Genomic DNA, 26,679 nt, shown 5'->3' with positions numbered 1-26,679 from the left:
AGGTCCAGAATTGGGTGAATTTCCCTCCGTCCAGGAGGGATTTGTAAAGAATACCACAATGTTGGTATGCGTGTTCCAATATGGTTAAAAGAAAGTGAATAAGATTATTCAAGAAAACATCAAGAATGTGACATCTTCGACAGGATCGCGCCAGTTGACCCTCTGGAAGCGCGAGGATTTGCAACATCCTCAGCCTGATGAGGTAGCTGAAGAAGTGCCTGTTGCGCTGGTATACAACGGGATTTCGCACGTGGTGATGATGGCATCACCGAAAGATCTTGAGCACTTCGCGGTGGGTTTTTCACTTTCTGAAGGCATTATTGAGTCCCCGCAGGATATCTACGGAATGGACGTAGTGCCTTCCTGCAACGGATTGGAAGTGCAGGTTGAACTGTCCAGCCGTCGCTTTATGGGGCTGAAGGAGCGTCGTCGCGCGCTGGCCGGTCGCACCGGTTGCGGCGTTTGTGGCGTGGAGCAGCTCAATGACATTGGCAAGCCGGTCCAGCCGCTGCCGTTTACCCAGACATTCGATCTGGCGAATCTTGATAACGCTTTACGACATCTCAACGATTTTCAACCCGTGGGGCAACTGACAGGCTGCACGCACGCGGCTGCCTGGATACAGCCGTCAGGTCATCTGGCGGGCGGGCATGAAGATGTTGGACGTCATGTTGCGTTGGATAAACTGCTGGGACGACGTGCAATCGAAGGGGAAACCTGGCAACAGGGCGCGGTATTAGTCTCCAGCCGTGCCAGTTATGAGATGGTGCAGAAGTCGGCGATGTGCGGTGTGGAGATCCTGTTTGCTGTTTCTGCGGCGACAACGCTCGCCGTGGAAGTTGCCGAACGTTGTAACCTGACGCTGGTGGGTTTTTGCAAACCGGGCAGGGCGACGATCTATACGCATCCGCAACGTCTGGTCGCGCAGTGACGCCACCAGGCGGCCAGAATACTGCCGGAAAATGCCAGTTCCATGATTACGGCAACTGGCGAGCCAACAATCATATTGTTCAGCAGCCAACACAGGCTGCCACACAAGGTGTATCCCCGTAATTTTCCGCTGCGTTTTTGAAATGACGCAAATGTCATCAGCAGGCTTCCCATCAGCGGCAAAATACTCGACAGATTTTGCCAAAGATAAATGCTACACAGCAGCGACCCCAGCATAAATCCCCACATCACCCAGCGGTGAAAAGTGACGATGGCCGTCGCATAGCGGCATGCGGCAATGATCATTAACCCAGCCGCAGCGTGTTGATCCAAAAGATAGAAATGGATAGCTAACAGAGAAGTAGAGCTGGTGAGCAGCGTTAAAGTGATAGCCCGGCGTTGAAAATGAAAAGCGGAAATATCCAGTAAGAAGCTGATGCCAGCCAGCATCTGAGAAAGAAGAAATGCGTTCATTGTGGTCGCCATCTATTAAAGAGTGACGGGACAATAATCGACACATCACCGTAAGGCGTTAACCTTTGTTAAGACGCTGGCGAATACGAGACAGGCTAACGGGGGTAATGCCGATATAGCTGGCAAGATCGCGCTGGGTGAGCTGTGACTCCCAGTCCGGGAAGTGTGTTTGTACGTACTGATAGCGTTGCTCTGGGGTATTGAGCAGCAGCATTTGCTCTTTTTTCTCTTTGTAGATCAATTGCTGGACCAGTAGCTGAGTCTTAATATCCTGATTTTCCGGTGCATCCAGCAAAGCCAAGGGGATTTCAGTGGTTTCTCCCGCGGCGATCATTTGCAGACTGTAATCGGCAGGTGTGTTAGTTAGCCAGTTCAGGTACAGAAAGCAGTATTCCCCGGCAAAGTAGAACTCTTTAACTCTTTCAACACCGTTGTCCGCGTGATAAACCGCACGAGCCACACCATGATGTAAAAGATGAATTTTACTTTGTAGTTCACCCTGACGAAGTAACCAACTACCCGCCGGTTGCGTTTTTCTACGGCTGCCTGCGAGGCATTTTGGTTCTTGATTACGCGACATCTTATCTCTCAAATAATTTGAATAAGACTGGCAAATCCTTCCGCTTTAAGTTGTTCGGGTATCAGCCTATTATTTATCACATCAAGGCACGGTGCCTTACTCAAACAACTAAGTTAAAGGGTTTATATTATGAAAAGCATCAAAACTTTTGTCGCAGTTATCGCTCTGGCTACTTCTTTTGGTTCTTTCGCTGCTCAGACAGTGACCGCAACCGGTTCTACGCTGGAAAGCGCTGAAGCAAAAATCGCCGCTCAGGCTGAACGTGCGGGCGCCAGCGATTACAAAATCACTCAGGCATACACCGGTAACCGCGTGCACATGACCGCTGAACTGCTGAAATAAGATACCTTAGTACTGTCGAAAGAGCGCCCTTGAGGCGCTTTTTTAGTTTATACCCGCCATTCGCAGCAATGCGGTCACCACTGCGGCAGCGACGATCACCACGATTAGCGGCATCTTGCGCCAGGCGAGAAATACCGCAAAAGCCACGCCCAGCACGCGCGCCATGCCAGCGAAGTGTTCACCTTCGTAAAAGGTGGTCGCCAGCGCAACGGAGAACAGTAATACCGTTGCGGCGTCGGAAAGCAGCGCCTGCGAGCGTTCCGAGAACGCTAATCGGCTCCCAAGCTTCGCTCCTCCTAAACGCATTAAATACGTTCCCAGAGATAACATGGCGATACCGACGATAAACAGCGTCATGTTGCCCATTATTTTTTCCTCGTCAGTAAGCCAAACAGTGAGAGCAAAACAGGTAAACCGACCGGCGCAAAGGGGATGGCGGCAAGCGACAACCCGGCACCGCTACAGGCGCGAATCAGCGTGGTGCGGTTTTTAAAGGCCGGGACCACTAAGGCTAATAAAATTGCAGGGAAGACGGCATCCAGACCGATGGTTTCCGGGGCGGGGAGCAGTTTGCCGACGCCCGCGCCGATCAGTGTGCCAACAGGCCAGAAAATCGCGACGCCCAGACCGCACAGCCAGAAGGCGGCTTTACGTTGTTCGGGCGTTTTTTGCGACAGGCCAAAGACTACGCTTTCGTCGTTCATGATATGACAGCCGAGGAAACTCGCAGCCCGGGAGCCCACCAGATCGCGTACCGTGACGCCAAACGGCACGTGTCGGGCGTTGACCAGTAAACCGGCAGCAGCCGCCGCCAGTGGGTTACCGCCGCTGGCGACGATACCGATAAACATAAACTCGGACGCACCCGCCAGTACCGTAATCGAAAGCACAAACGGTACCCACAGCGGGAAGCCGTAGGCCATCGCCAGCGAGCCGTATGACATGCCGACTACGCCGACGGCCAGACAGACTAAAAAAATTGCTTTTATCGTGTCGCCTTTGAGACTGGAAAAATAATGTTTCATACCGTTTTAGCCATATCGAACGAATTTCCATTATAATGAACGCGACCAGTTAATATTACAAGTCGAACGATTCGTTCGATATAAAGAACATGGAGTCGTGAATGACCCAGCCCATCAGTATGATCGCGAAAAGCCTTGTGCGTGAACGTCAGCGCACCGGTTTGTCATTGGCAGAGATTGCCCGTCGCGCAGGGATTGCAAAATCGACACTCTCGCAATTGGAAGCGGGCAATGGCAATCCTAGCCTGGAAACGCTCTGGTCGCTGTGTGTGGCGTTGGATATTCCCTTTGCGCGCCTGCTGGAGCCGCAGGAACAAAAAACGCAGGTGATTCGCCGCGGCGAAGGAACAAAGGTGGTGGCCGAGCAGGCCCACTATCAGGCCATTTTACTGGCCGCCTGCCCGCCGGGGGCGCGGCGGGATATCTATCTGCTGCTGACGCAACCGGGCGCGGATCGTATTTCACAGCCGCATCCACCGGGATCGGTTGAACACATCATCGTGACGCAGGGTAAGGCGATAGTAGGATTGACGGAAGCGCCGGAGGAGTTAGGCGAGGGGGACTATATTTGTTACCCCGCCGATCGGGCGCATATTTTTAAAGCGCTGGAGCCTGACACTCAGGCGATTCTGGTTTCTGAGCAAAATTGAATTGTCGGATGGCGCTATCGCTTATCCGACCTACAAAAAATAAAACCGTAGGCCCGGTAAGCTTGCGCCACCGGGCATATAACTTACTGCAAATAAAACACTTCTTTTAGCTCTGCGCTAACCGGGCTGTTGTCCGGGTTTGCTGGCATTACGTCACGCATATGCTTCCACCAACGTTGGCAAACGTCGGTGCTGGCAACGGCATTCCAGCGTTCTTCGGACTCAATCTCAACGGTGGCGAACAGCAGATTGCGCGCCTGATCGAGATAAATCGCGTAGTGATGGGCGCCGTGCTCTTTCAGCACAGCTTCCAGCTCTGGCCAGATGGGATTGTGCCGACGTTGATATTCAACGTGCGCGTCGGCATTCACCTGCATCACAAAGGCCTTGCGGATCATAACGCCTCCAGATACAGCTCGCGGACCTCGTCGCGGCTGGCGGTGCGCGGGTTGCATGGCGCACACGGATCGGCCAACGCTTTATCCAGCCAGCCTTCAATATCCTCTTTCGTCACGCCAAGGGAACTAAAGCCCGCAGGAATACCAACACGCTTGCTGAGTGCACGAATCGCGTTGATGGCCTCCATACTTGCCGCTTCATCGCTCATGTCACGGGTATCGACGCCCATCGCCTGCGCCACGCGGGCAAAGCGCGCTACGGCGTTCGGACGGTTAAAGTTTTCGATTACCGGCAGCAGGATGGCGTTGCAGACGCCGTGTGGCAGATTATGGGTTGCGCCCGGCTGGTGCGCCAGCGCATGCACCAGACCCAGACCAGCGCTGTTAAATGCCATCCCCGCCAGATACTGACCAAACGCCATTTGCTCACGAGCTTCGAGGTTATGACCGTCGTCGACCGCTTTTGGTAGCCACAGGTTGATCAGGCGAATCGCTTCCAGTGCGTTAGCGTCGGTGAGCGGATGAGCACCAACGGAAACATAGGCTTCCACCGCGTGGGTCAGGGCGTCCATACCGGTTGCGGCGGTGACGGAGGCCGGGATTTCCAGCATGACGCTGGCATCATCCACAGCGATGTCCGGGATGATATTCGGGTCGATGATCACCTCTTTAACCTTACGGGCAGAGTCGATAATGACCGCGTTGCTGGTCATCTCTGCTGCCGTACCGGCGGTAGTGTTGATGGCGACCAGCGGGACGCCAGCATTTTTCACTTTGCCCACGCCGGAGTAAGCGGTAGAAGGGCCAGGGTTGGCTGTCAGGATTTTCACCGCTTTGGCGGTATCGATCGGGCTGCCGCCACCGAAGGCGATGATGTAGTCACATTCTGCGTTCTGATAGGCTGCAAAACCTTTCTGTACCAGCTCTTCTGTCGGGTTCGGGAATACTTCATCAAACAGGTGGTAAGACATTTGATGTTTATCCAGCGCGGCAAACAGGCTATCCAGCAGGCCCAGTTTTACCAGTTGACCATCGGTGACGATCAGCGCTTTGCCCCATTGTTTATTCGCCACGAGATTCACCATATCGGCAATCGCGCCGGCGCCATGCAGGCTAATTTTTGGCAGTGCCAACATAAAGCTCATCACTATTCTCCTTAATAATAAAATCCTGTAGGCCGGATAAGGCGAAGCCGCATCCGGCGTTGAGTTGGGAGGTATCAGTACAGCTCTATGGCGCTTGCCAGCGGCGTAACACCAAAGCGTTTGCCAAGTGCGACCAGCTCTTCACGTGAGATGGTCTGCTTCATACCGCCCATCGAAAAGATTTTGACCAGAACTTCGGCGGATTTCTCTGCGGTATCTATCAAACCGAACGCTTCGTCGAGGGTAGGTCCGCTTCCGAACACGCCGTGGAACGGCCAAAGTACCAGCGAGTGTTTCTGCATTTCCTCGGCGGTAGCCTGACCAATTTCATCTGTACCCGGCACCATCCACGGGAGAATGCCAACGCCATCCGGGAACACCACCAGGCACTCGGTGCTGCCTTCCCACAGCTTGCGGGTAATCAGCGCTGTATTGTTTTCCAGTACGTAGGTCAGAGCGATCAGGTTGGTGGCATGGCAGTGCATGATCACGCGGTCTTTACCGTTCGTCGCTTTAATGCGTTCGCAGTGAGAGAGGAAGTGAGCCGGCAGTTCAGAGGTCGGCACGGCCTCGTGGGTCAGGCCCCAGAGGATGTGGTAGCCCGCACCGTCGCTGTCTACTTGTACCACGCCCAAGTTTGCCGCGGGATCGAGCTGGACGTTACGGAAAAACTTACCGGAACCGGTGACGATAAACGGTGTGTTTGCCAGCAGCGGCATCGGCTGACTTAGCGCAATATAGCGTGGTTTTTCGTGGAAATCGGCGCTAAACGGCGCGATATCTGCTTCATCAAGACGCAGCGTCAGGTTGCCGCCATTACGCTCGTCCCAGCCTTTCAGCCACGCATCAGAAGTGGCTTTGATCATCCCCTGGACGAACCAGGAAGTCGTAATTTTTTGCATGTTCGGTGTTCCTGTTTATTGCCCGAACGTTATCGGGTCTTACGTAGGCCGGATAAGCGAAGCGCCATCCGGCAATCGTGTTTCATTTTTTGCCGGATGGCGACGCGGGGCGTCTTATCCGGCCTACAAGCCTGGCGTCACGGTTAGCTACGTTTGCTCAAAATCTCTTTTTCATAAGCGCGCACGCTGTCCAGCCACTGGCTGCCCGCAGGCGTGTCATGGCGCTGGCAATACATCTCCCAGACGGCCTGCCACGGCAGCGATTTTTGCTCTTCCAGCAGGGCCAGACGTGCGGTGTAGTCGCCGCTGGCTTCGAGCTGACGCAGTTGCTCGGTGGGTTCTAACAGCGCGCGCAGCAGGGCTTTTTTCATATTGCGGGTGCCGATCACCCACGCGGCGATGCGGTTAATGGAGGCGTCGAAGAAGTCGAGGCCAATGTGTACGCGGTCAAACAGGTTGTGGCGAACGATCTCGCTGGCAATCGCCTGAGTTTCATCATCCAGCAGCACCACGTGATCGCTGTCCCAGCGCACCGGACGGCTGACGTGCAGCAGCAGACGCGGCACATACAGCATGGCGGCGGAAATTTTGTCGGAGATCACTTCAGTCGGATGGAAGTGGCCCGCATCCAGACACAGTGCGGTCTGGCGGCTGGTGGCGTAACCCATGTAGAACTCGTTAGAGCCCACGGTGTAGCTTTCCGCACCGATGCCAAACAGCTTGCTTTCGACGGCATCGATATGGTGCGCCGGGTCGAGTTTCTCGCTGATCACTTCGTCCAGTGCGTCCAGCAGACGCTGGCGCGGTGCTAAACGGTCAACGGTGATGTCTTTCATGCCATCCGGGATCCAGATGTTCATCACCGATGGTGTACCCAACTGCTCGCCAAAATACGCCGAGACGCGACGGCTGGCTTTGCAGTGATCGATCCAGAACTGGCGAATGGTGTCGTCGGCGTGCGCCAGCGTGAAACCGTCGGCGCTCAGCGGGTGTGAGAAGCAGGATGGGTTGAAATCCAGCCCTAACTGGTTCGCTTTCGCCCACTCCACCCAGTTTTTAAAGTGCTCAGGTTTGATTTTGTCGCGGGCAACCGGCGTATCAGATTCCAGATAGATCGCGTGCAAATTCAGACGTTTTGGACCAGGAATCAGGCTCAGCGCCTGCTCCAGATCGGCCCGCAGTTCGGTGGCGTTACGCGCTTTACCCGGATAGTTACCGGTAGCCTGAATACCGCCAGTGAGCGAGCCTTCCGGGTTTTCGAAACCGGCGACATCATCGCCCTGCCAGCAGTGCATGGAGACCGGCAGACGATCGAGCTGGCGTAAGGCCGCCTCGACATCAATGCCTACCGCGGCGAAACGCAGTTTTGCCAGTTCCCAGGCTTGTTCAAGTTGAGTGGTCATGCGCAAAGCTCCTTTGTCTGTCGTAGTGATTGAAACTGCGCCTGGTAGCGGGCAATTTCACTTTCAGGATTGGGAATGAAGGTGGTCAGTTCGTAGTTGGCGCGTACCACCTGACGGAAATCATCGACATTGTTTAGCTCGTCCAGCGTCATCAACTGGATGCCAATATTGCCGAGCGTGGAGGCCTCAATCGGCCCGGACATCACGCGAATACCGCAGGCATCCGCACATAGCTGGTTCAGTAAGGTGTTCTGGCAGCCGCCACCGACAATGTGCAGTTGGCTAAATGCTGCACCACGCAGTTGTGCCAGTTCTTGCAGGATGTCGGCGTACAGCAACGCCAGGCTGTCGAAGATACAGCGCGCCAGTTCGGCGTTTTGCAGGGGAACGGGTTGGCCTGATTCACGGCATGCTGCCTGAATTTCTGCACTCATATCGTCGGGGTTGATAAAGCGATCGTCGTTCGGGTTTATCAGGAACTGGCAGGCCGGCAGCGCTTGCGTTTGGCTGATAAGCGTTGGCAGGTCGGTAATCTGGTGCTCTTTTAATACGCGCTGGAGCAGCCACAGCCCCATAATATTTTTCAGGACACGGTAGCGTCCTTCCGCGCCGCCTTCGTTGGTAATATTCGCCGCCAGCGCCGCATCGTTGGTATACGGTGTTCTGCTCTCAAAGCCCATCAGCGACCAGGTCCCGGAAGAGAGATAGGCGCTGTTTTTGTCGGCCAGCGGAGAAGCAATGACCGCGCTGGCCGTGTCGTGACTGGCGACGGCGACAACCGGAATTTGGTTTTTCTGTGGGCAAATCCAGTGGCCGATCACGTTCCCTGGATGCGTCGGGCGACCAAACCAGGCTTTGTCTGCCCCGGTCCACGCCAGCAGTGTGTCATCCCAGTCGTCGGTATTGATATTGACGAGCTGGGTGGTGGTGGCGTTGGTGTATTCCCAGTTCATTTTGCCGGTCAGGCGAAAGCTGAAGTAGTCGGGGATCAGCAGGGCGTGGGCCACCTGCGGGAGCAGTTCTGGCTGCTGTTCAACCAGCGCACGCAGTTGATACAGGGTGTTAAAGGGCAGAAACTGAATGCCGCTACGGCGGTAAATTTCACCTTTACCCGGCTGCTCCATCGCCTGCGCCATAATGCCGGTCGTGCGGCTGTCACGGTAAGAGACCGGCAGACCGACACGTTGACCAACGTTATCGATCAGAACGTAATCCACGCCCCAGGTATCAATGCCGATGCTGTCTATCCGAATGCCTTCATCGCAGACTTTTTTCAGGCCAAGACGAATATCGTTTTCCAGGCTGTCGATGTCCCAGGTGTCAAAACCGTCTGTTTTTTGCAGGCAGTTCATGAAGCGGTGGATTTCACGTAGCGTCAGGGAGCGGTGTTCACTGTCGTAACGCGCCAGCATTACGCGCCCACTGGATGCGCCGAGATCGACTGCGACACAATGGCGAAAAGTCATAGCGAGGTCCTTCTGAGTTTTATTGCAATCAGTCTAAGAACCCCAGATAAAGCGTACCTTCTTGACAGTGACAGCCACAATTAGCGGCTGGCAACATGGCAAAGGTGAACGTGACGCTGTTCACAATTTCTATTAATAGGACCTGTTTTAGCGGATGTGACGCCTTCCGCAATTCGCGATCTTTCCCGCCATTTCTTGAAGAATTGACCGTGTTTACGCACTTTGGCGTCAAAAATTTAAGGTGAGGGTGATAACCCTTAATTACTATTCAGCCATGTTCATTTGATCGGGAAGGATGTCATCATGACGGTATTGCATTGCGTGGATTTTTTTCCGACAGGTAAAGCGCCAGTGGCTATTGAACCGCGGCTTCCTCAACCTGCGTTTCCAGAGCATCATCATGATTTTCATGAAATTGTGGTGGTCGAACATGGAACGGGGATCCATGTGTTCAACGGGCAGCCTTACACCATCAGCGGCGGTACGGTGTGTTTCGTTCGCGATCATGACCGGCATTTATATGAACATACTGACAATCTGTGCCTGACCAATGTGTTGTATCGCTCTCCGGATGCGTTTCAATTTCTGGCTGGGCTGAATCAGCTTTTACCTCAGGAACAGAACGGGCAGTATCCCTCCCATTGGCGGGTGAATCAGGGGGTGTTGCAGCAGGTTCGACAACTGGTGGGGCAGATGGAAGCGCTCGGTGAGGGGATGGATACACCAACGGCGGCAAATCGCGAGATCCTGTTTATGCAACTGCTGGTGCTGCTGCGTAAAAGCAGCCTGATGGAAGCTGCGACCGATAACGACGCGCGGCTTAACCTCCTGATGGCGTGGCTGGAAGATAACTTTGCCGACGAGGTGTGTTGGGAGGCGCTGGCCGAGAAGTTTTCCCTCTCTTTGCGCACTCTGCATCGCCAGCTCAAACAGCAAACCGGATTGACGCCGCAGCGCTACCTTAACCGCTTGCGGCTGATCAAGGCCCGGCATCTGCTTCGCCACAGTGATGACAGTGTGACAGACATCGCTTATCTCTGCGGATTCGGCGACAGTAACCACTTTTCGACGCTTTTTCGTCGTGAGTTCAAGTGGTCACCACGCGATATTCGTCAGGGGCGCGATCTCGTTGTGGCAAGCCGCCTCCAGTAACGCGAAAGCTATCAACGTTTTTTACCGCCGAATCTCAGATAATCATGTCCCTTAACGCCGGATGGTGGCTACGCCTTATCCGGCCTACGTGTCACGTAATCTGTAGGTCGGATAAGGCGTAGCCGCCATCCGACAGGGAATATTGTGATGGCGAATCATCTGGTCCTTCTGAAATCAGATTTCTTTGCGCATGAGCAGCAGGCTGTGGCCGTGGCTGACCGTTATCCGCAGGATGTCTTTGCTGAGCATACCCACGAGTTTTGCGAGCTGGTCATGGTCTGGCGCGGTAATGGTCTGCATGTCCTTAACGATCGCCCGTACCGGATAACCCGTGGCGATCTGTTTTACATTCGCGCCGAAGATAAACACTCCTACACCTCCGTGAACGACCTGGTGTTGCAAAATATCATCTACTGCCCGGAGCGGTTGACGCTGAATGTTGACTGGCAAGGGGCGATCCCCGGATTTGACGGTACGCCGAGGCAGCCGCATTGGCGACTCGGCAGCGTTGGCATGAGCCAGGTCCGACAGGTGATAAGCCAGCTTGAACATGAAAGCAATCAACGTGATGCACAGGCTTTTACCATGGCTGAGCTGCTGTTCGGGCAGTTGGTGACACACCTTAAGCGGCATCGTTATGCCACGGATACGCTCCCGGCGACCTCCAGTGAAACGCTGCTGGATAAACTGATTACCGCGTTAGCCGGTAGCCATGAGCATGCGTTTGAACTGGATACGTTTTGCGAGCGCGAACAATGCAGCGAGCGCGTTTTGCGCCAGCAGTTTCGCAGCCAGACCGGGATGACCATCAACCAGTATCTCCGCCAGGTGCGGGTTTGCCATGCGCAGTATCTGCTCAAACATAGTCGGTTGATGATTAGCGAGATTTCCATGCGCTGCGGCTTTGAGGACAGTAACTACTTTTCGGTGGTATTTACGCGGGAAACCGGGATGACGCCGAGCCAGTGGCGTCATCTCAGTACTCAGCATGCTTAGCTGGCCATTCCCAGACCGACAATGTTTGCCGCGACAATGATCACTACGCAGCCGAGGCTTAGCACGCTGACCGGACGACGACCCGCATTTTTCCACTCTTTCAATACCAGACCGACAATCCCGCCGCACAGAACATAGAAGCTCATGTGCAGCATCCAGCTTACATAGTCATACTGCGCCGGAATACGTGCGTGGCCCCAGGCGTAGAAGAAGAATTGCAGATACCACATCAAGCCACCAAGCGCAGAGAGCAGCACGTTGGTGATAATCAGCGGTTTGGCTAACGAGAAGTCGGCTTTTATCGACAAGTTCTTCACTTTTGCCAGACGAATGAAGCAGAAGCCCAGGTTAACAAGCGCGCCACCGCCCATAATAACCACATAGCTAGGCAGGGCGACATACAGCGGATCGACGCCCAACGCGGCGGCGGCATCGTGCATCGGTTTCGCCGCGTTCATCGCAAAGGACATCCCGGCGGAGAAAATACCGCACATGACGGCCAGAACCAGACCTTTTTTCAGGTTGAAATCTTCCGCTTTGATGCCCATTTTTCGTTCTTTTAACTGACCGGCACGGGTAACAATGCCCACTCCAATCAGCGCGACCAGTACGCCAAGCAGCGTCATGCGGCCACCAGAGGTATTGATCAGTACATCAAAATTGCCGTTGATAATCGGGGTCATCAGCGTGCCGACAATCAGCGTAATACCTATCGCAATCCCGATACCCATCGACATACCGAGATAGCGCATGGTCAGGCCATAGTTGATATTGCCAATCCCCCACATTGCACCAAACAGAAATACCGGCGCCAGTGTGGAGAGGCTGAAGGAGCTGAAGTAGGCCCAGAAATCGGGAAGTAACATGGCGCTGATGGTCCACGGCAGGATTATCCAGGAGACGATCCCGCCAACCGACCACATCGTTTCCCATGACCAATGTTTGACTTGCTTGAACGGGGCATAGAAACAGGCGGCACTGGCTGCCCCTATCAAATGCCAAAAGATACCCATCGTAATCGCGTTACTCATGACTTAATCCTCGTTATTTTTTATCGTCGGTAATGACCCCTCCGACCTAACGAGTTTAAAAATTACGCAGGTGGTTAACCTTTTGACGATTGCCGCCCTTTTGCGCATGTTGGCAATTATCACGTTAAGTGGGTGATTCGGCTCACATCTTTAACAATGGGTTTGATTCATTAAGACCATGTAAAAAGTACGGCATTGATAATCATTTTCAATATCATTTAATTAACTATAATGACCCAACTGCTTACGCGGCGTTAACACTGGCCGCCCGATAATACTGGAGATGATTATGAGTTATACACTGCCATCCCTGCCGTACGCTTATGATGCCCTTGAACCGCACTTCGATAAGCAGACGATGGAAATCCACCACACCAAACACCACCAGGCTTACGTAAACAACGCCAACGCTGCGCTGGAAAGCCTGCCTGAATTCGCCAGCCTGTCCGTTGAAGAGCTGATCACCAAACTGGATCAACTGCCAGCAGACAAGAAAACCGTACTGCGTAACAACGCGGGCGGTCACGCTAACCACAGCCTGTTCTGGAAAGGCCTGAAAACCGGTACTACGCTGCAGGGCGACCTGAAAGCGGCTATCGAACGTGACTTCGGCTCCGTTGACAACTTCAAAGCTGAATTTGAAAAAGCAGCGGCAACCCGCTTTGGCTCCGGCTGGGCGTGGCTGGTTCTGAAAGGTGACAAACTGGCTGTTGTTTCCACCGCCAACCAGGATTCCCCGCTGATGGGTGAAGCTATCTCTGGCGCTTCCGGTTTCCCAATCGTGGGCCTGGACGTTTGGGAACACGCTTACTACCTGAAATTCCAGAACCGTCGCCCGGACTACATCAAAGAGTTCTGGAACGTCGTGAACTGGGACGAAGCTGCCGCGCGTTTCGCAGCAGAAAAATAAGTTCTACGCTTTAACAAAGCCCTGCAAGCGATGCTTGTGGGGTTTTTTTGTGATCAAACTCAATATAAAAACAATGATCCACTTAAATTGAAACAAGGTTTTATTATGCGAGTGGGATCACTTTTATAGTCTCTATGAATGTCTATCTTCTTTTCATCAAGACGGGCGCATCTCAAAGCAAGATGCAATCGCCCATAAAAATTGCCCCATTTTTATGTCTACAGGTGATGGAAATGCAGATCAAACGTACGATAGAGAAAATCCCAGGCGGTATGATGCTGGTGCCGCTTTTCCTGGGCGCGTTGTGTCATACCTTTTCCCCCGGCGCCGGGAAATATTTCGGTTCTTTTACCAACGGTATGATCACCGGTACGGTGCCTATCCTGGCAGTCTGGTTCTTTTGCATGGGGGCGTCGATCAAGCTAAGCGCCACCGGCACCGTGCTGCGTAAATCAGGTACGTTAGTCATCACCAAGATTCTGGTGGCGTGGGTGGTTGCAGCGATTGCTTCACGCATTCTGCCGGAACATGGTGTAGAGGTCGGATTCTTCGCTGGGTTGTCTACGCTGGCGCTGGTGGCCGCGATGGATATGACCAACGGCGGGCTGTATGCCTCGATTATGCAGCAGTACGGCACCAAAGAAGAGGCCGGGGCGTTTGTCCTGATGTCGCTGGAGTCTGGCCCGCTGATGACCATGGTGATTCTGGGAACCGCCGGGATCGCGTCGTTTGAACCACACGTATTTGTTGGTGCGGTATTGCCGTTCCTGATTGGCTTTGCGCTGGGGAATCTGGACCCTGAACTGCGGGAGTTCTTCAGCAAAGCGGTGCAGACGCTGATCCCGTTCTTTGCCTTCGCATTAGGTAACACCATTGATTTGAGCGTGATTGCGCAGACCGGCGTGCTGGGTATTCTGCTGGGCGTGGCGGTGATTATCATCACTGGTATTCCATTGATTATCGCCGATAAACTGATTGGTGGTGGCGATGGTACGGCGGGGATTGCCGCTTCCAGTTCTGCGGGGGCGGCGGTTGCTACGCCTGTGCTGATTGCTGAAATGGTTCCGGCATTTAAACCGATGGCACCGGCAGCAACTTCCCTGGTCGCCACGTCGGTGATTGTGACCTCCATTCTGGTGCCGATTATCACGTCTATCTGGTCGAAAAGGGCCAAAGCAAGGGCGGCAGAAATTGATATTCGTGGCACCGTGAAGTAAGTCTCTTAAGCCGGATGGTGCACCATCCGGCTTAATTATTTACCCTTTGACGACAAACACCTCATCGATTGTTCGACACTCACTCTCGTTCAACTCTCCACCGGCATTACGTGACACGCTGGTACAATAGCCAAACTTACGCGATACCACGGTTTTGATGGTGGTGACAAAATCTTCGCCGATGGCATAGATGGACATGTAGGTGCCAATCTGGTCCTGAATATCGCGAAGCGCTGCCAGGTCGCCCTGTTTGAACGCTTCCCGCGCGCTGACAAACAGTTCCGGCATGACGTTGTTCAACCCTGAAATAATCCCCGCGCCACCTGCTAACAGGTTGGGAATGTAGTATTCGTCATAGCCGGACAGCACGGCAAAATCCTCCCGCACGGCGCGGGTGGTCTGAATCATACTGCGGGTATGGGACTGGCAGTCGACGGTGTCTTTAATGCCAGCGAAATTCGGGAACTCGGCGGCGAGGGTGGCTACCAGTTCGGGGGTTAAATCGCAGCCGGTGCGTGCCGGGAAGTTATAAGCAAACCATTTGCCGCTGAGTTTCTGCCCCAACTGACGGAAGTAGCTCAGCAGCTGTTTCGCCGTTTGTCCGTAGTAGTAGGGCGGCAGGATCATCACGGCATCGTAACCTGAGCGATACGCTTCCTGCGCCATCAATAAAACATCATTCTGGCAGGTGGATGAGACGTTGGCGACCATCTTCAGCGAGCTCATGGCGCGGGCCTCGCGGATCAGCAGCAGTCTTTCTTCGAGCGTGAAGGAGGCAAATTCCCCGATGCTGCCCATCAGCAAAATCACGTCGATTTTGGCCTCGGTAAGGCGTTTGAGATGTTGGCTTAGACCGTTGAGATCGATCTTGCCATCATTGTCCATTGGCGTAATGGAAGGACACCAGACGCCAGCAAATTGCGATTGACCAGTCACGTTGTCGACTCCTTATTTGAAATGATGTTTCAAAACCAGATTACATTGATAGCATGTGTCCCTAAGTTTCATGTGAACCGTGCTCTCATTTTGAGCGACTGGGGTAAAATAAATGTGGTGTAATGGGGGAAATTTATCGGGAGAGGGAACAGATGCGATATCCGGTCGATGTTTTTACAGGCAAAGTTCGGGACTACACGGGAAGCCGTCCCAGCGCGATTGCTAAAGTCCAGATTGACGGTGAGTTGATACTGACCGAACTGGGGCTGACGGGGGATGAACAGGCGGAAACGAAAATTCACGGCGGGCCGGATCGCGCGCTGTGTCACTATCCGCGTGAACACTATCAGCACTGGAGACAAGCGTTTCCGGAGCAGGCGGAGCTATTTGTCGCGCCTGCGTTTGGTGAGAACCTCTCTACTGAGGGGCTGACTGAAGATAATGTGTATATTGGCGACATTTTCCAGTGGGGAGAGGCGCTGATTCAGGTCACGCAGCCGCGCTCGCCGTGCTTTAAGCTGAATTTCCATTTTGGCATCAGCGATATGGCCAGCCAGATGCAAGATGCGGGCAAGACGGGCTGGCTGTGTAGCGTCATCGCGCCTGGTCAGGTGTCAGCAGACGCACCATTGATTCTGGCGTCACGCGTGAGCGACGTCAGCGTGCGGGAGGCCATTGCTATCGCCTGGCATATGCCGTTTGATGATTCGCAATATCACCGTTTACTGTCGACTGCTGGGTTATCAAAAAGTTGGACCAGAACGATGCAAAAGCGCCGTTTAAGCGGCAAGATCGAAGACAATTCCCGCCGTTTGTGGGGAAAATAAACCTACCTTCATCTGGCAATTAAATCAGGTGGTGACACCTGATTTACCTCTCCCCGTGGTTCATCCCCCTGCGTACCAAACCGGGCAAAAACCTGACGGTCACGGTTTGCTTCAAAGCCATTCTTGATACCTGGTCCACAAAAAGAAACTCTGCGTTGAAAAAAAACTTGAGTATTTCCTGCACTCAAATATCTTAGCTTCAAATTGGTTTAAACCAGATGAGCGAAATGAAAAAGAAAAACAATGTTGATGTGCTCAGGGAGCGCTTTGAAAGCTGGTTAAACGAGAAGAATTTACCAGCGGGGTCCAAATTGCCTTCGGAAAGGGAGTTATGTGAGCTGCTGGATGCAAAGCGTATGACCTTACGTCAGGTTCTGATTGAGCTTGAGATCGATGCGCGTATTTTCCGCAAGAACCGCAGTGGTTGGTTTATTTCGTCGAAGCGATTTATTTATAACCCTAAATCACTTTCCAGCTTCAATGCTGAAGCCTGTGCCCAGGGACGTAAGCCTTTTTGGGATTATTTAACCAAAGAAACCATTGATACAGTCCCACACCATGTTGAGGATGTTTTTCTCTCTTCGGGCGATCGTTATCTGATTACCGGTTGGTGCGGTCTTGATTCACATAAAGTGTTTTACCATGAATCCTATATTGATGCCGATGTTGCGCCAGGATTCATTAATAAATTGGGCAATCAGTCTTTTGCCAGCGTCTGGGAAGATGCATTTGGCCATGTTTTAAATATCAAAGAAATGGTTTTTAAACCGGTCAATATGCCAGAAGTGGCCTGCAAAGAGCTGGGTGTTGCGCCTAATACGTATGGAATTTTAGTAGAAAAACATCGGGCTACCCGAGATAAAAAAGTGGTTCAGGTTGATTTCGAATACTGGCGACTTGAATCAGTGGAACTTGTTATTCGCGATGAATGAGAAAAATAATGGGAAAATGTAACCAAGAACTTCTTGCGGAACGCGCGAGAAATATACCGCTGTACCTACATGCTTATGCTTTTCATCTGAATATGCGCTACGAGAGAGTCCTGCCGGGGGATCTTCTGGATATTGCGCATCAGCAAAAATTGAAGGGTGTAAAAATACATGTTGAGGATGGTGAGTCCCAATCACTGCAGAAACTGAACGATCAGCAGCTACACGATTTTAAAGAGAAGGCCAAAAAATATAATCTGGATGTGCATATCGAAACGAGCGCATCGGATAAGGCGACATTGACGGATGCCATCCGTATTGCTGTTGCTACTGGTGCAACTTCAGTGCGTTTCTACCCGCGTTATGAAGGGCATCTCAACGATGTTATGGCGAAGATTGCCAATGATATTGCGTGGCTGTCTCAGTATGACGATTGCGGACTAAGCTTTACTATCGAACAGCATGAAGATCTGCAAGGCCATGAGCTGGTGACGCTGGTTAATAATAGCGGGATGAAAAATCTCTCTATTCTGTTTGATTTTGGCAACATGATTAATGCCAATGAGCAGCCGCTTTCTGCGTTAGAGGTTATGTCTCCTCTGATCACTCAGGTGCATATCAAAGACGCAAAAATTATTAAAGAAGGTAAAGGCTGGGGGCATGAGGCTTGTCGTTCAGGACACGGCGATTTACCCATGGAAGAGATGCTTAAGGCATTATTACTTTTAGGTGAAGATAAACCGCAAGTACATGCTTTTGGCCTGGAAGAAGAAGTTGAATATTATGCCCCTGCATTTCGCTTCGACGATGAGGGTGATAATCCATGGATCCCATGGCGCGATGCAAGTTATACGCCGCTGCCTGACAGCAACATGATTGATGCGCGACTGGCGCAGGAAAAAGAACATGCTCTTGCCCAAATAAAATACATTCGTGATATATGTGACAAGTTTATAGGCAATTAATTAGTTTTCTTAAAATATTATTAAATGCGGAAAGGATTATGAAAGTAATCCCCTGGCTTTATTAATTATACAATTTAATTTAGATATTTCTCTCAACAAGCAATGAGGGTTTAATCATGTTCATGAATAAATGGGCAAGGCTCTGTTTTTTGATTTTAGGCGGCGGCACGATATTCAAGCTTTCAAGTATGAAAGATGTTTTCTATGTGCCAATGCAGAATGACTGGGGTTTAACTAATACGCAAATTGGGTTGAGCTTTACGGTTTATACGATTGTTCAGACAACCGGACTTTTTCTTTCTCTCTATATCGCAGATCGTTACTCCAAGAAAATATTATTACCGTTCGGTCTGATTGGCGTTGGGTTATGTGGCTTATATCTGGCAACGCTACCGTCATTTACTGGTTATCTCATTTGCTTTGCCGCGATGGCTTTCTTTGCCGATGTGGTTTATTGGCCGGTGTTGCTGAAAGCCGTTCGTTTGCTGGGAACGAAAGAAGAACAAGGACGCATGTTCGGCTTTTTAGAGGCCGGACGTGGCGTGGTGGATGTTATCGTTGCATCTGGCGCTCTGTTTGTTTTCGTCCAGTTTGGTGAAGGTAAAGCGGGGATGCAGGCGGGCCTGTTGTTCTATACGGTAATTACGCTTGTGGCAGGTATTGTGACGTACTTTATTGTCGATGATGACAAAGTGAAAGGCGGCGAGAAAACCAGTGCCAACATGGAAGTGTTAAAGGGTATCAAACATGTTTTGTCCTGCCCTAATGTTTGGCTGGCTTCTTTAGGTATTTTCTTCGTTTATGCCGCGTACTGTGGACTGACTTACTTTATCCCGTTCTTAAAAGATATCTATATGCTGCCGGTAGCTCTCGTCGGTGCGTACGGCATCATCAACCAGTATGCGTTAAAAATGGTAGGTGGGCCGATTGGCGGAATGTTGGCAGATAAAGTTGCTAAATCACCGACAGTGTATCTGAAGTGGACGTTCCTGATCTCTGCTGTGGCGATGCTTGTGTTCATGCAGTTACCGCATCAAACAATGAACGTGTATATCGGTATGGCGGCGACATTAGGATTCGGAGCGATTATCTTCTCACAGCGCGCCATTTTCTTCGCGCCGATGGATGAGATCGGTACCCCACGTGAGTATGCGGGCTCGGCAATGGCATTTGGTTGCATCATCGGTTATATGCCAGCGATGTTTGCGTACACGTTGTACGGCTATTTGCTGGATACCAATAGCGGCATCACTGGCTACAACTATGTCTTTAGCGTGATGATTGCGTTCAGCTTAATGGGCTTTATCTGCTCGACCATTCTGGTGAAGCGAATTAAAAAGCAAAAGCTAGCGGCGGCGGCTGCGGCGGCATAACGTGAATGCTTCCCCGGTAATCATGTCGTACCGGGGAAGCCAGTTAAGCGCGTTTATACAGTGGCAACCAAATCACCAGCCGTAAACCACCCAGTGGGCTGTCTTCGGCCTTTACCCAGCCACGATGCTGCTGAATTGCGGTTTCAACAATCGCCAGACCCAGACCTGTTCCGCCAGACTCGCGATCGCGCGCCTCATCGGTACGATAGAACGGACGGAAAATCTGTTCTCTGTCTTCAGGGCTAACGCCTGGGCCATCGTCGTCCACGGTGATGGTAATCCCGTCGATATCCACCGCGAAGCCAACTTCAATCTTCGTATGTGAATAGCGCAGGGCATTGCGCACAATGTTTTCCAGCGCACTTTCCAACGCATTTGGGTTACCGTACAGCGGCCACGGACCCGGCGGGAAATTCACCGTGAGTGATTTACCCATCTGCTCAGCTTCAAAGGCGGCGTTATCCAACACTTCACCCCAAAGCTGATTAGCTTTCACTGTTTCGCTGACCAGCGCGTTTTTCTGCTGATTACGTGACATCACCAGCAGGTCGTTGATCATGCTGTCCAGTCGGTGAGCTTCTGTTTCAATGCGCTCCAGCTCTTTGCTCTCACCGCTACGACGGCGCAGCAGAGCGGTGCCCAGTTGCAGACGCGTTAGCGGTGTTCTCAGCTCGTGAGAGATGTCCGACAGCAGGCGTTGCTGTGTGGTCATCATCCGTTCCAGCGCCGTCACCATCTGGTTAAAGCTTGCGCCTGCCGCCAGGAACTCCTGCGGACCGGCTTCCAGCTCCGGATGCTGACGCAGGTTACCCTGAGCTACTTCATCCGCCGCGTTTTTCAACTTACGCGCCGGTTTCGCCAGACTCCAGGCAAGCCAAAGCAATAGCGGTGAGCTGACTAACATGGTGACGATCAGCAACAACAGCGGTCGGTCGAACAGCAGGTTGATAAAGTCAGATTGTGAGCTGCTGGCAGGTCGTATGAGATACAACTGGTAGTTATCTTCACCGTCTCTGACGGAGAAAGGCCCGACCATCTCAACGCGACCGTATTTTTTCTTTTGCGGATGGTCGGCGTTATCGGCCTGACCAATAAAGTTACGAATGATCTGCATTTCGTTGCGTTCTGCGCCGATCACGCGTCCTTCCGTCGTAACAAGTAATAACCGCTGTCCTGGCGGCGCCCACTTGTCTATCGCCCGAAACAAGCGACGCCACCACATCAAATCGTTGGGTGGATCGTTCGCCAGTTCAGCTTCAACATGTTGCTCAATCATTAACCCCTGGCGCTGCTCGCTGTCCAGTAGCTCGGTCATCTGGCGTGAGTCGAGCTTGGGTAACATCAGTACCAACATCAACACCAGGGCCAGCGTCAACCAGAAGATGGCAAAGATGCGTGCGGTTAAGCTCCCTATCATGAAGCGGAGACCATCAGGTAGCCGCGACCACGCAGGGTTTTAAACCACGGGTGTCCGTCTTTACGCTCTGGCAGCTTACGACGCAGGTTCGAGATATGCATGTCGATCGCGCGATCGAAAGGCGTCAGGCGTTTGCCCAGCACTTCCTGGCTCAGGTGTTCACGCGAAACCACCTGACCGAGATGCTGAGCCAGCAAATAGAGCAGGGTGAATTCGGTGCCGGTTAACTCCAGAATTTGCCCGTCAAAGCTGGCTTCCTGGCGACCCGGATTAAGGCTTAACGCATCTACTTCCAGCGTCGGCGAGCCGTTATCGCTGTTCTGCTGCTGTTCGCTCCAGTGTGAGCGACGCAGAATAGCGCGGATGCGCGCGACCAGTTCACGGTCGTTAAACGGTTTAGGTAAATAGTCGTCCGCGCCCAGCTCAAGGCCAAGTACGCGATCCAATTCGCTGCCGCGAGCGGTCAGCATGATTACAGGTGTCTGGTGTGTCTGACGAAGTGCTTTCAGCGTATCAATGCCGTTTTTCTTCGGCATCATGACGTCGAGCAAAAGTAAATCGATGCTGTCATCCAGAAGCTCAAGCGCCTGTTCCCCATCATAGGCAACCAGCACATCGAAACCTTCCATTTCGAGCAACTCCTTTAACAGGGAAGTCAGCTCTCGGTCATCATCAACTAACAGGATTTTATTCATTGTTTACGTACCTCCGAGGCAGAAATTACGTCATCAGGCGTCGCTAATCTATGACTTTACGTTGTTTTACACCCCCTGACGCATGTTTGCAGCCCGAATCGTAAACTGTCTCTCGTTGAATCGCGACAGAAAAGATTTTGGGAGCAAGTGATGGGCAAAGTTACCGCTGCCGTCATGGCCTCAACGCTGGCACTCAGTACATTTAGCCATGCAGCTGAAGTCGTCACAGGCGATCACTGGCACCTGGGTGAAGGCTCATCGCAACGCAGCGTTCAGAGCCACATGTTTGACGGTATCAGTTTAACCGAACATCAACGTCAACAGATGCGAGATTTAATGCAGCAGGCAAGACACGAACAGCCTCCTGTTAATGTTAGCGAAATGGAGACAATGCATCGCCTTGTCACCGCAGAGAAATTTGATGAAAGCGCAGTGCGCGCTCAGGCAGAAAGAATGGCGCAAGAACAGGTTGCCCGCCAGGTTGAAATAGCCAGGATCCGCAATCAGATGTATCGCCTGTTAACGCCAGAGCAGCAAGCGGTTTTAAATGAGAAACATGAACAACGAATGGAGCAACTGCGCGATGTAGCGCACTGGAAAAAAAGCTCATCGTTGAATTTATTGAGTAGTAGCAACTCACGTTCCCAGTAGTAACCCTGTTTTCCTTGCCATAGACACCATCCCTGTCTTCCCCCACATGATGTGGGGGTTTTTTTTGCCCAAAATTTGTCCCTCGGTTATTGCCTGACTGTTTTACTTCATCCGTTATACTAGCGGCATATCCTGGCAGGAGTGTTTATGAATCAAACCTATGGGCGGCTAGTGAGCCGGGCGGCAATCGCGGCAACCGTGATGGCATCGCTGTTACTTTTGATCAAAATTTTTGCGTGGTGGTACACCGGATCGGTCAGTATTCTGGCTGCACTGGTGGATTCTCTGGTGGACATCGCGGCGTCGTTAACCAACCTGTTGGTGGTGCGCTATTCGCTGCAGCCCGCCGATGATGAGCATACGTTCGGACACGGAAAAGCGGAATCGCTGGCGGCGCTGGCGCAAAGCATGTTTATTTCTGGTTCGGCGCTATTTTTATTCCTGACCGGGATTCAGCATCTCATCCAACCCACGCCGATGAAAGATCCGGGCGTTGGGGTGGTGGTCACCATCATTGCGTTAGTGTGTACAATCATTCTGGTCTCGTTTCAGCGCTGGGTAGTGAAGCGTACGCAAAGTCAGGCCGTTCGGGCAGATATGCTTCATTATCAGTCTGATGTTATGATGAACGGTGCGATTCTCATTGCGCTCGGGCTGGCATGGTATGGCTGGCATCGTGCAGATGCCTTGTTTGCGCTGGGGATTGGCATCTATATTTTATATAGCGCATTACGCATGGGGTATGAGGCAGTGCAATCTTTGCTGGATCGCGCTTTACCCGATGAGGAACGTCAGGAAATTATTGATATAGTGACGTCATGGCCTGGAGTCAGCGGCGCTCACGATCTTCGCACGCGGCAGTCAGGGCCGACCCGCTTTATTCAGATTCATTTGGAAATGGAAGATAATCTGCCGCTCGTTCAGGCGCATTTAGTGGCTGAACAGGTTGAGCAGGCAATTTTACGGCGTTTCCCGGGATCGGATGTCATCATTCATCAGGATCCCTGTTCAGTCGTACCCAAGGAAGGCAAGATGTTTGAGCTTTCATAATTCGTTGTAAAAAAAGTGAACCGGGCCAGCATTTTGTGTATAAATTACCACCATTTGGCCTGACCTGAATCAATTCAGCAGGAAGTGATTGTTATACTATCTGCATATTCGTTGGATCGTTTCGATATGCGGAATCGACTTCCGGCAGCAGATTTCATTTTGCATTCCAAAGTTCAGAGGTAGTCATGATTAAGAAAATCGGTGTGTTGACAAGCGGCGGTGATGCGCCGGGCATGAACGCAGCAATCCGTGGTGTTGTACGTGCAGCGTTGACGGAAGGGCTGGAAGTCATGGGGATCCATGATGGCTACCTGGGTTTGTATGAAGACCGTATGGTCCAGCTTGACCGCTACAGCGTGTCCGACATGATCAACCGTGGCGGTACTTTCCTCGGTTCTGCTCGCTTCCCGGAATTCCGTGATGAAAACGTACGTGCGGTGGCGATCGAAAACCTGAAGAAGCGTGGCATCGACGCCCTGGTTGTTATCGGGGGTGACGGTTCTTACATGGGTGCAAAACGCCTGACTGAAATGGGCTTCCCATGCATCGGTCTGCCGGGCACTATCGATAATGATATCAAAGGTACCGACTACACCATCGGCTACTTCACTGCTCTGGGCACTGTCGTTGAAGCGATTGACCGCCTGCGTGATACCTCTTCTTCTCACCAGCGCATTTCCATCGTCGAAGTGATGGGCCGCTACTGTGGTGACCTGACCCTGGCAGCAGCGATTGCCGGTGGCTGTGAGTTCGTGGTGGTTCCGGAAGTGGAATTCAGCCGTGACGATTTGGTTACTGAAATCAAAGCGGGCATCGCGAAAGGTAAAAAACACGCAATCGTAGCGATCACTGAACACATGTGTGACGTTGACGAACTGGCGCATTACATTGAGAAAGAAACGGGTCGTGAAACGCGTGCAACCGTACTGGGTCACATCCAGCGTGGTGGTTCCCCGGTTCCTTACGACCGTATCCTGGCATCCCGTATGGGCGCCTATGCCATTGAACTTCTGCTGGAAGGTCACGGCGGTCGCTGCGTAGGTATTCAGAACGAGCAGCTGGTTCACCACGACATCATCGACGCTATCGAAAACATGAAGCGTCCGTTCAAAGGTGACTGGCTGGACTGCGCGAAAAAACTGTACTAATTGCAATTGCCGGATGGCGACTTGCGCCTTATCCGGCCTACATGATGCAAATCGTAGGCCTGATAAGCGTAGCGCCATCAGGCAAAAACTCGACTCCATATATTCCCCCAAGTTATAGCAAATCTTTTTTTATTCTTTAATGTTTGGATGCCTTTCTGGCACGCTTTGCTCATCACAACACTACCTAAGAGAGCTGGGCGATGAACAAATGGGGCGTAGGGTTAACATTATTGCTGGCATCGACCAGCGTTCTGGCAAAGGATATTCAGTTACTTAACGTATCGTACGATCCAACGCGTGAACTGTACGAGCAGTACAATAAGGCCTTCAGCGCGCACTGGAAGCAGGAAACGGGCGACAACGTTGTGATCCGCCAGTCGCACGGCGGTTCGGGTAAACAGGCGACTTCCGTCATCAACGGCATTGAAGCCGATGTTGTGACGCTGGCACTGGCTTACGACGTGGATGCCATTGCTGAACGTGGCCGTATCGATAAAAACTGGATTAAACGCCTGCCGGATAACTCTGCGCCTTACACCTCCACCATCGTGTTCCTGGTCCGCAAAGGCAATCCCAAACAAATTCATGACTGGAACGATTTAATCAAGCCGGGCGTGTCGGTCATTACGCCAAACCCGAAAAGCTCCGGCGGAGCTCGCTGGAACTATCTGGCGGCATGGGGCTATGCCCTGCACCACAACAACAACGATCAGGCCAAGGCACAAGACTTTGTGAAGGCCCTGTATAAAAACGTTGAGGTACTCGATTCTGGCGCACGTGGCTCAACCAATACCTTCGTTGAACGTGGTATCGGTGATGTGCTGATTGCCTGGGAAAACGAAGCGCTGTTGGCAACGAACGAGCTGGGCAAAGATAAATTCGAGATAGTGACCCCGAGTGAATCTATCCTCGCGGAGCCGACCGTGTCCGTGGTTGATAAAGTGGTGGAAAAGAAAGACACCAAAGCGGTGGCGGAAGCTTACCTGAAGTATCTCTACTCTCCGGAAGGCCAGGAAATTGCGGCGAAAAACTACTATCGTCCACGTGATGCAGAAGTCGCGAAGAAATACGAAAACGCATTTCCGAAGCTGAAGCTGTTCACTATCGACGAAGAGTTTGGCGGCTGGACGAAAGCGCAGAAAGAGCACTTCTCTAACGGCGGTACGTTCGACCAAATCAGTAAACGATAAATAAGTCTGTGACTTACCGACCCGGTGGCCAAGCGCGACCGGGTTTTTTATTTGTCATGGTTTTGCGTTACTCTTGCCCTTCAATGGGATACAGGAAACGCGTAATGAAAAAAGCAGGCTATCTTTTACTGGCGGTGATTGTGGTCGCCGCCGCTGCAGGTATCGGGTACTGGAAATTCACCGGCAACCCGGACGCATTACGCCAGATCGTTCTTCAGCAATGCCTGCCGCACCAGTTGCAGCAGCAGGACCCCGCCCCATGCGCTGAAGTAAAGCCGGATGCCGGATATGTGGTGTTCAAAGACCGTAACGGCCCACTGCAATATCTGTTGATGCCTACCTGGCGGATCAACGGTACGGAAAGTCCGCTGCTGTTGAAATCAGGCACGCCGAACTTTTTCTGGCTGGCCTGGCAGGCACGTAGCTTTATGAGCCAAAAATACGGCCAGGAAATCCCTGACAAAGCAGTCTCTCTGACCATTAACTCTCGTAGCGGGCGTACGCAAAATCACCTGCATATTCATATCTCCTGCCTGCGAACCGATGTCAGAAAGCAGCTGGATGACAACCTGGCGAAAATCAGCACCCGCTGGCTACCATTACCGGGTGGGCTGCGCGGTCATGAATATCTGGCACGTCGCGTCACGGAAAATGAACTGGCACAACGCAGCCCGTTTATGATGCTGGCGGAAGAGGTGCCGGATGCGCGTGAGCATATGGGCAGCTATGCGTTGGCGATGGTGCGCCAGAGCGACGAATCCTTTGTCCTGCTGGCTACTCAGCGCAATCTGCTGGCACTGAATCTCGCCTCCGCTGAGGAAATTCAGGATCATCAATGTGATATTCTGCGTTAACCCCACCTAATCTGGCGTTTACT

29 protein-coding genes are annotated in these 26,679 nt (G+C 52.2%); 16 read left to right on the top strand and 13 right to left on the bottom strand.

From position 1 onward, the window contains the following. The first annotated feature begins 94 nt into the window (after window positions 1-94). A complete protein-coding gene (gene fdhD, locus OGX90_RS05975; RefSeq protein WP_286610517.1) occupies window positions 95-931 on the top strand; it encodes a formate dehydrogenase accessory sulfurtransferase FdhD in 837 nt (278 codons plus the stop codon). Here the strand turns inward: fdhD and OGX90_RS05970 are convergent. Then, a complete protein-coding gene (locus OGX90_RS05970) occupies window positions 898-1,404 on the bottom strand; it encodes a YgjV family protein (protein ID WP_128612241.1) in 507 nt (168 codons plus the stop codon). The genes fdhD and OGX90_RS05970 overlap by 34 nt on opposite strands. 58 nt (window positions 1,405-1,462) lie before the next feature. Beyond that, window positions 1,463-1,984 (bottom strand): Crp/Fnr family transcriptional regulator, encoded by a 522-nt coding sequence (locus OGX90_RS05965; protein WP_286610520.1) that lies wholly within the window; start codon window positions 1,982-1,984, stop codon window positions 1,463-1,465. 129 nt (window positions 1,985-2,113) lie between these two features. On the opposite strand from OGX90_RS05965, the gene OGX90_RS05960 reads away from it, so the two are divergent. After that, window positions 2,114-2,326 carry a YdgH/BhsA/McbA family protein gene (locus tag OGX90_RS05960; RefSeq protein WP_003825262.1) on the top strand — a complete coding sequence of 71 codons (213 nt, stop codon included), beginning with the start codon at window positions 2,114-2,116 and terminating at the stop codon, window positions 2,324-2,326. Window positions 2,327-2,368: 42 nt separating this feature from the next. Here the strand turns inward: OGX90_RS05960 and OGX90_RS05955 are convergent, their stop codons facing one another. Both OGX90_RS05955 and OGX90_RS05950 read right to left on the bottom strand, forming a co-directional pair. Then, complete coding sequence (locus OGX90_RS05955; RefSeq protein ID WP_003825260.1) at window positions 2,369-2,692, bottom strand: AzlD domain-containing protein; 324 nt, start codon at window positions 2,690-2,692, stop codon at window positions 2,369-2,371. Continuing rightward, on the bottom strand, window positions 2,692-3,351 hold the full coding sequence (locus OGX90_RS05950; RefSeq protein WP_003825259.1) for an AzlC family ABC transporter permease: 660 nt from the start codon (window positions 3,349-3,351) through the stop codon (window positions 2,692-2,694). The genes OGX90_RS05955 and OGX90_RS05950 overlap by 1 nt, the downstream gene beginning before the upstream one ends. Window positions 3,352-3,452: 101 nt before the next feature. On the opposite strand from OGX90_RS05950, the gene OGX90_RS05945 reads away from it, so the two are divergent. After that, entirely contained in the window at window positions 3,453-4,001 is a 549-nt protein-coding gene (locus OGX90_RS05945; protein ID WP_103015338.1) for a helix-turn-helix domain-containing protein, read from the top strand. A gap of 83 nt (window positions 4,002-4,084) precedes the next feature. Here the strand turns inward: OGX90_RS05945 and rhaM are convergent, their stop codons facing one another. The 5 genes from rhaM to rhaB form a co-directional block, all read right to left on the bottom strand. Continuing rightward, entirely contained in the window at window positions 4,085-4,399 is a 315-nt protein-coding gene (gene rhaM, locus OGX90_RS05940) for an L-rhamnose mutarotase (protein WP_003825253.1), read from the bottom strand. Further along, the gene (gene fucO, locus OGX90_RS05935; RefSeq protein WP_020996115.1) at window positions 4,396-5,544 is read right to left on the bottom strand and encodes a lactaldehyde reductase; all 1,149 of its coding nucleotides are present in this window, start codon (window positions 5,542-5,544) and stop codon (window positions 4,396-4,398) included. The genes rhaM and fucO overlap by 4 nt, the downstream gene beginning before the upstream one ends. A 74-nt stretch (window positions 5,545-5,618) precedes the next feature. Then, window positions 5,619-6,446, bottom strand: coding sequence for a rhamnulose-1-phosphate aldolase (gene rhaD, locus OGX90_RS05930; protein ID WP_057066661.1), 828 nt, complete (start codon window positions 6,444-6,446; stop codon window positions 5,619-5,621). A gap of 143 nt (window positions 6,447-6,589) precedes the next feature. After that, the gene (gene rhaA / locus OGX90_RS05925; RefSeq protein ID WP_286623340.1) at window positions 6,590-7,849 is read right to left on the bottom strand and encodes an L-rhamnose isomerase; all 1,260 of its coding nucleotides are present in this window, start codon (window positions 7,847-7,849) and stop codon (window positions 6,590-6,592) included. After that, window positions 7,846-9,315: a rhamnulokinase gene (gene rhaB / locus OGX90_RS05920; protein WP_219988282.1), complete on the bottom strand. Its 1,470-nt coding sequence runs from the start codon at window positions 9,313-9,315 to the stop codon at window positions 7,846-7,848. The genes rhaA and rhaB overlap by 4 nt, the downstream gene beginning before the upstream one ends. Before the next feature lie 303 nt (window positions 9,316-9,618). Here rhaB and rhaS point away from each other — a divergent pair, with 303 nt between their 5' ends. Continuing rightward, window positions 9,619-10,467: an HTH-type transcriptional activator RhaS gene (gene rhaS / locus OGX90_RS05915; protein ID WP_008787013.1), complete on the top strand. Its 849-nt coding sequence runs from the start codon at window positions 9,619-9,621 to the stop codon at window positions 10,465-10,467. Window positions 10,468-10,614: 147 nt separating this feature from the next. Further along, window positions 10,615-11,463: an HTH-type transcriptional activator RhaR gene (rhaR, locus tag OGX90_RS05910; RefSeq protein WP_048215191.1), complete on the top strand. Its 849-nt coding sequence runs from the start codon at window positions 10,615-10,617 to the stop codon at window positions 11,461-11,463. Here rhaR and rhaT read toward each other — a convergent pair. Then, complete coding sequence (rhaT, locus tag OGX90_RS05905) at window positions 11,460-12,494, bottom strand: L-rhamnose/proton symporter RhaT (protein ID WP_003825242.1); 1,035 nt, start codon at window positions 12,492-12,494, stop codon at window positions 11,460-11,462. The genes rhaR and rhaT overlap by 4 nt on opposite strands. 289 nt (window positions 12,495-12,783) lie before the next feature. Here rhaT and sodA point away from each other — a divergent pair, with 289 nt between their 5' ends. Together sodA and kdgT are read left to right on the top strand one after the other, a co-directional pair. After that, window positions 12,784-13,404 carry a superoxide dismutase [Mn] gene (gene sodA, locus OGX90_RS05900; protein WP_286623336.1) on the top strand — a complete coding sequence of 207 codons (621 nt, stop codon included), beginning with the start codon at window positions 12,784-12,786 and terminating at the stop codon, window positions 13,402-13,404. Window positions 13,405-13,637: 233 nt separating this feature from the next. Continuing rightward, complete coding sequence (kdgT, locus tag OGX90_RS05895; protein WP_020996114.1) at window positions 13,638-14,621, top strand: 2-keto-3-deoxygluconate transporter; 984 nt, start codon at window positions 13,638-13,640, stop codon at window positions 14,619-14,621. 39 nt (window positions 14,622-14,660) lie between these two features. On the opposite strand, the gene OGX90_RS05890 is transcribed toward kdgT, so the two are convergent. Next, on the bottom strand, window positions 14,661-15,557 hold the full coding sequence (locus OGX90_RS05890) for a dihydrodipicolinate synthase family protein (RefSeq protein WP_125363048.1): 897 nt from the start codon (window positions 15,555-15,557) through the stop codon (window positions 14,661-14,663). A gap of 152 nt (window positions 15,558-15,709) precedes the next feature. Between OGX90_RS05890 and yiiM the strand changes: the two genes are divergently transcribed. The 4 genes from yiiM to OGX90_RS05870 all read left to right on the top strand — a co-directional run bounded on the left by yiiM (window position 15,710) and on the right by OGX90_RS05870 (window position 19,651). Beyond that, window positions 15,710-16,384 (top strand): 6-hydroxyaminopurine reductase, encoded by a 675-nt coding sequence (yiiM, locus tag OGX90_RS05885; protein WP_286623334.1) that lies wholly within the window; start codon window positions 15,710-15,712, stop codon window positions 16,382-16,384. Between the two features lie 227 nt (window positions 16,385-16,611). Next, window positions 16,612-17,316, top strand: coding sequence for a GntR family transcriptional regulator (locus tag OGX90_RS05880; RefSeq protein WP_032945585.1), 705 nt, complete (start codon window positions 16,612-16,614; stop codon window positions 17,314-17,316). A gap of 8 nt (window positions 17,317-17,324) precedes the next feature. After that, entirely contained in the window at window positions 17,325-18,278 is a 954-nt protein-coding gene (locus OGX90_RS05875; protein WP_020996111.1) for a sugar phosphate isomerase/epimerase family protein, read from the top strand. Window positions 18,279-18,400: 122 nt separating this feature from the next. Beyond that, window positions 18,401-19,651 (top strand): MFS transporter, encoded by a 1,251-nt coding sequence (locus OGX90_RS05870; RefSeq protein WP_095533158.1) that lies wholly within the window; start codon window positions 18,401-18,403, stop codon window positions 19,649-19,651. Between the two features lie 43 nt (window positions 19,652-19,694). Here OGX90_RS05870 and cpxA read toward each other — a convergent pair whose 3' ends face one another. Then, entirely contained in the window at window positions 19,695-21,068 is a 1,374-nt protein-coding gene (cpxA, locus tag OGX90_RS05865) for an envelope stress sensor histidine kinase CpxA (RefSeq protein ID WP_003028758.1), read from the bottom strand. Beyond that, window positions 21,065-21,763: an envelope stress response regulator transcription factor CpxR gene (cpxR, locus tag OGX90_RS05860; RefSeq protein WP_003028763.1), complete on the bottom strand. Its 699-nt coding sequence runs from the start codon at window positions 21,761-21,763 to the stop codon at window positions 21,065-21,067. The genes cpxA and cpxR overlap by 4 nt, the downstream gene beginning before the upstream one ends. 150 nt (window positions 21,764-21,913) lie before the next feature. Between cpxR and cpxP the strand changes: the two genes are divergently transcribed. From cpxP to OGX90_RS05835, 5 genes are all read left to right on the top strand, one after another. Further along, window positions 21,914-22,414: a cell-envelope stress modulator CpxP gene (cpxP, locus tag OGX90_RS05855; protein WP_008787022.1), complete on the top strand. Its 501-nt coding sequence runs from the start codon at window positions 21,914-21,916 to the stop codon at window positions 22,412-22,414. Between the two features lie 147 nt (window positions 22,415-22,561). Beyond that, window positions 22,562-23,464: a CDF family cation-efflux transporter FieF gene (gene fieF, locus OGX90_RS05850; protein WP_003825216.1), complete on the top strand. Its 903-nt coding sequence runs from the start codon at window positions 22,562-22,564 to the stop codon at window positions 23,462-23,464. 185 nt (window positions 23,465-23,649) lie between these two features. Beyond that, on the top strand, window positions 23,650-24,612 hold the full coding sequence (gene pfkA, locus OGX90_RS05845) for a 6-phosphofructokinase (RefSeq protein ID WP_003825214.1): 963 nt from the start codon (window positions 23,650-23,652) through the stop codon (window positions 24,610-24,612). A 200-nt stretch (window positions 24,613-24,812) separates the two neighbouring features. After that, on the top strand, window positions 24,813-25,802 hold the full coding sequence (gene sbp / locus OGX90_RS05840) for a sulfate/thiosulfate ABC transporter substrate-binding protein Sbp (protein WP_008787024.1): 990 nt from the start codon (window positions 24,813-24,815) through the stop codon (window positions 25,800-25,802). Between the two features lie 104 nt (window positions 25,803-25,906). Continuing rightward, window positions 25,907-26,656 carry a CDP-diacylglycerol diphosphatase gene (locus OGX90_RS05835; RefSeq protein WP_020996109.1) on the top strand — a complete coding sequence of 250 codons (750 nt, stop codon included), beginning with the start codon at window positions 25,907-25,909 and terminating at the stop codon, window positions 26,654-26,656. Window positions 26,657-26,679: the final 23 nt, after the last annotated feature.

The sequence above is a fragment of the Citrobacter sp. Cpo012 genome, from assembly GCF_030333015.1.
In the GTDB taxonomy this organism is placed as follows: domain Bacteria; phylum Pseudomonadota; class Gammaproteobacteria; order Enterobacterales; family Enterobacteriaceae; genus Citrobacter; species Citrobacter portucalensis.
Note: the sequence above shows the minus strand (reverse complement) of the source record. Positions and strands in the feature narration are given on the sequence as shown.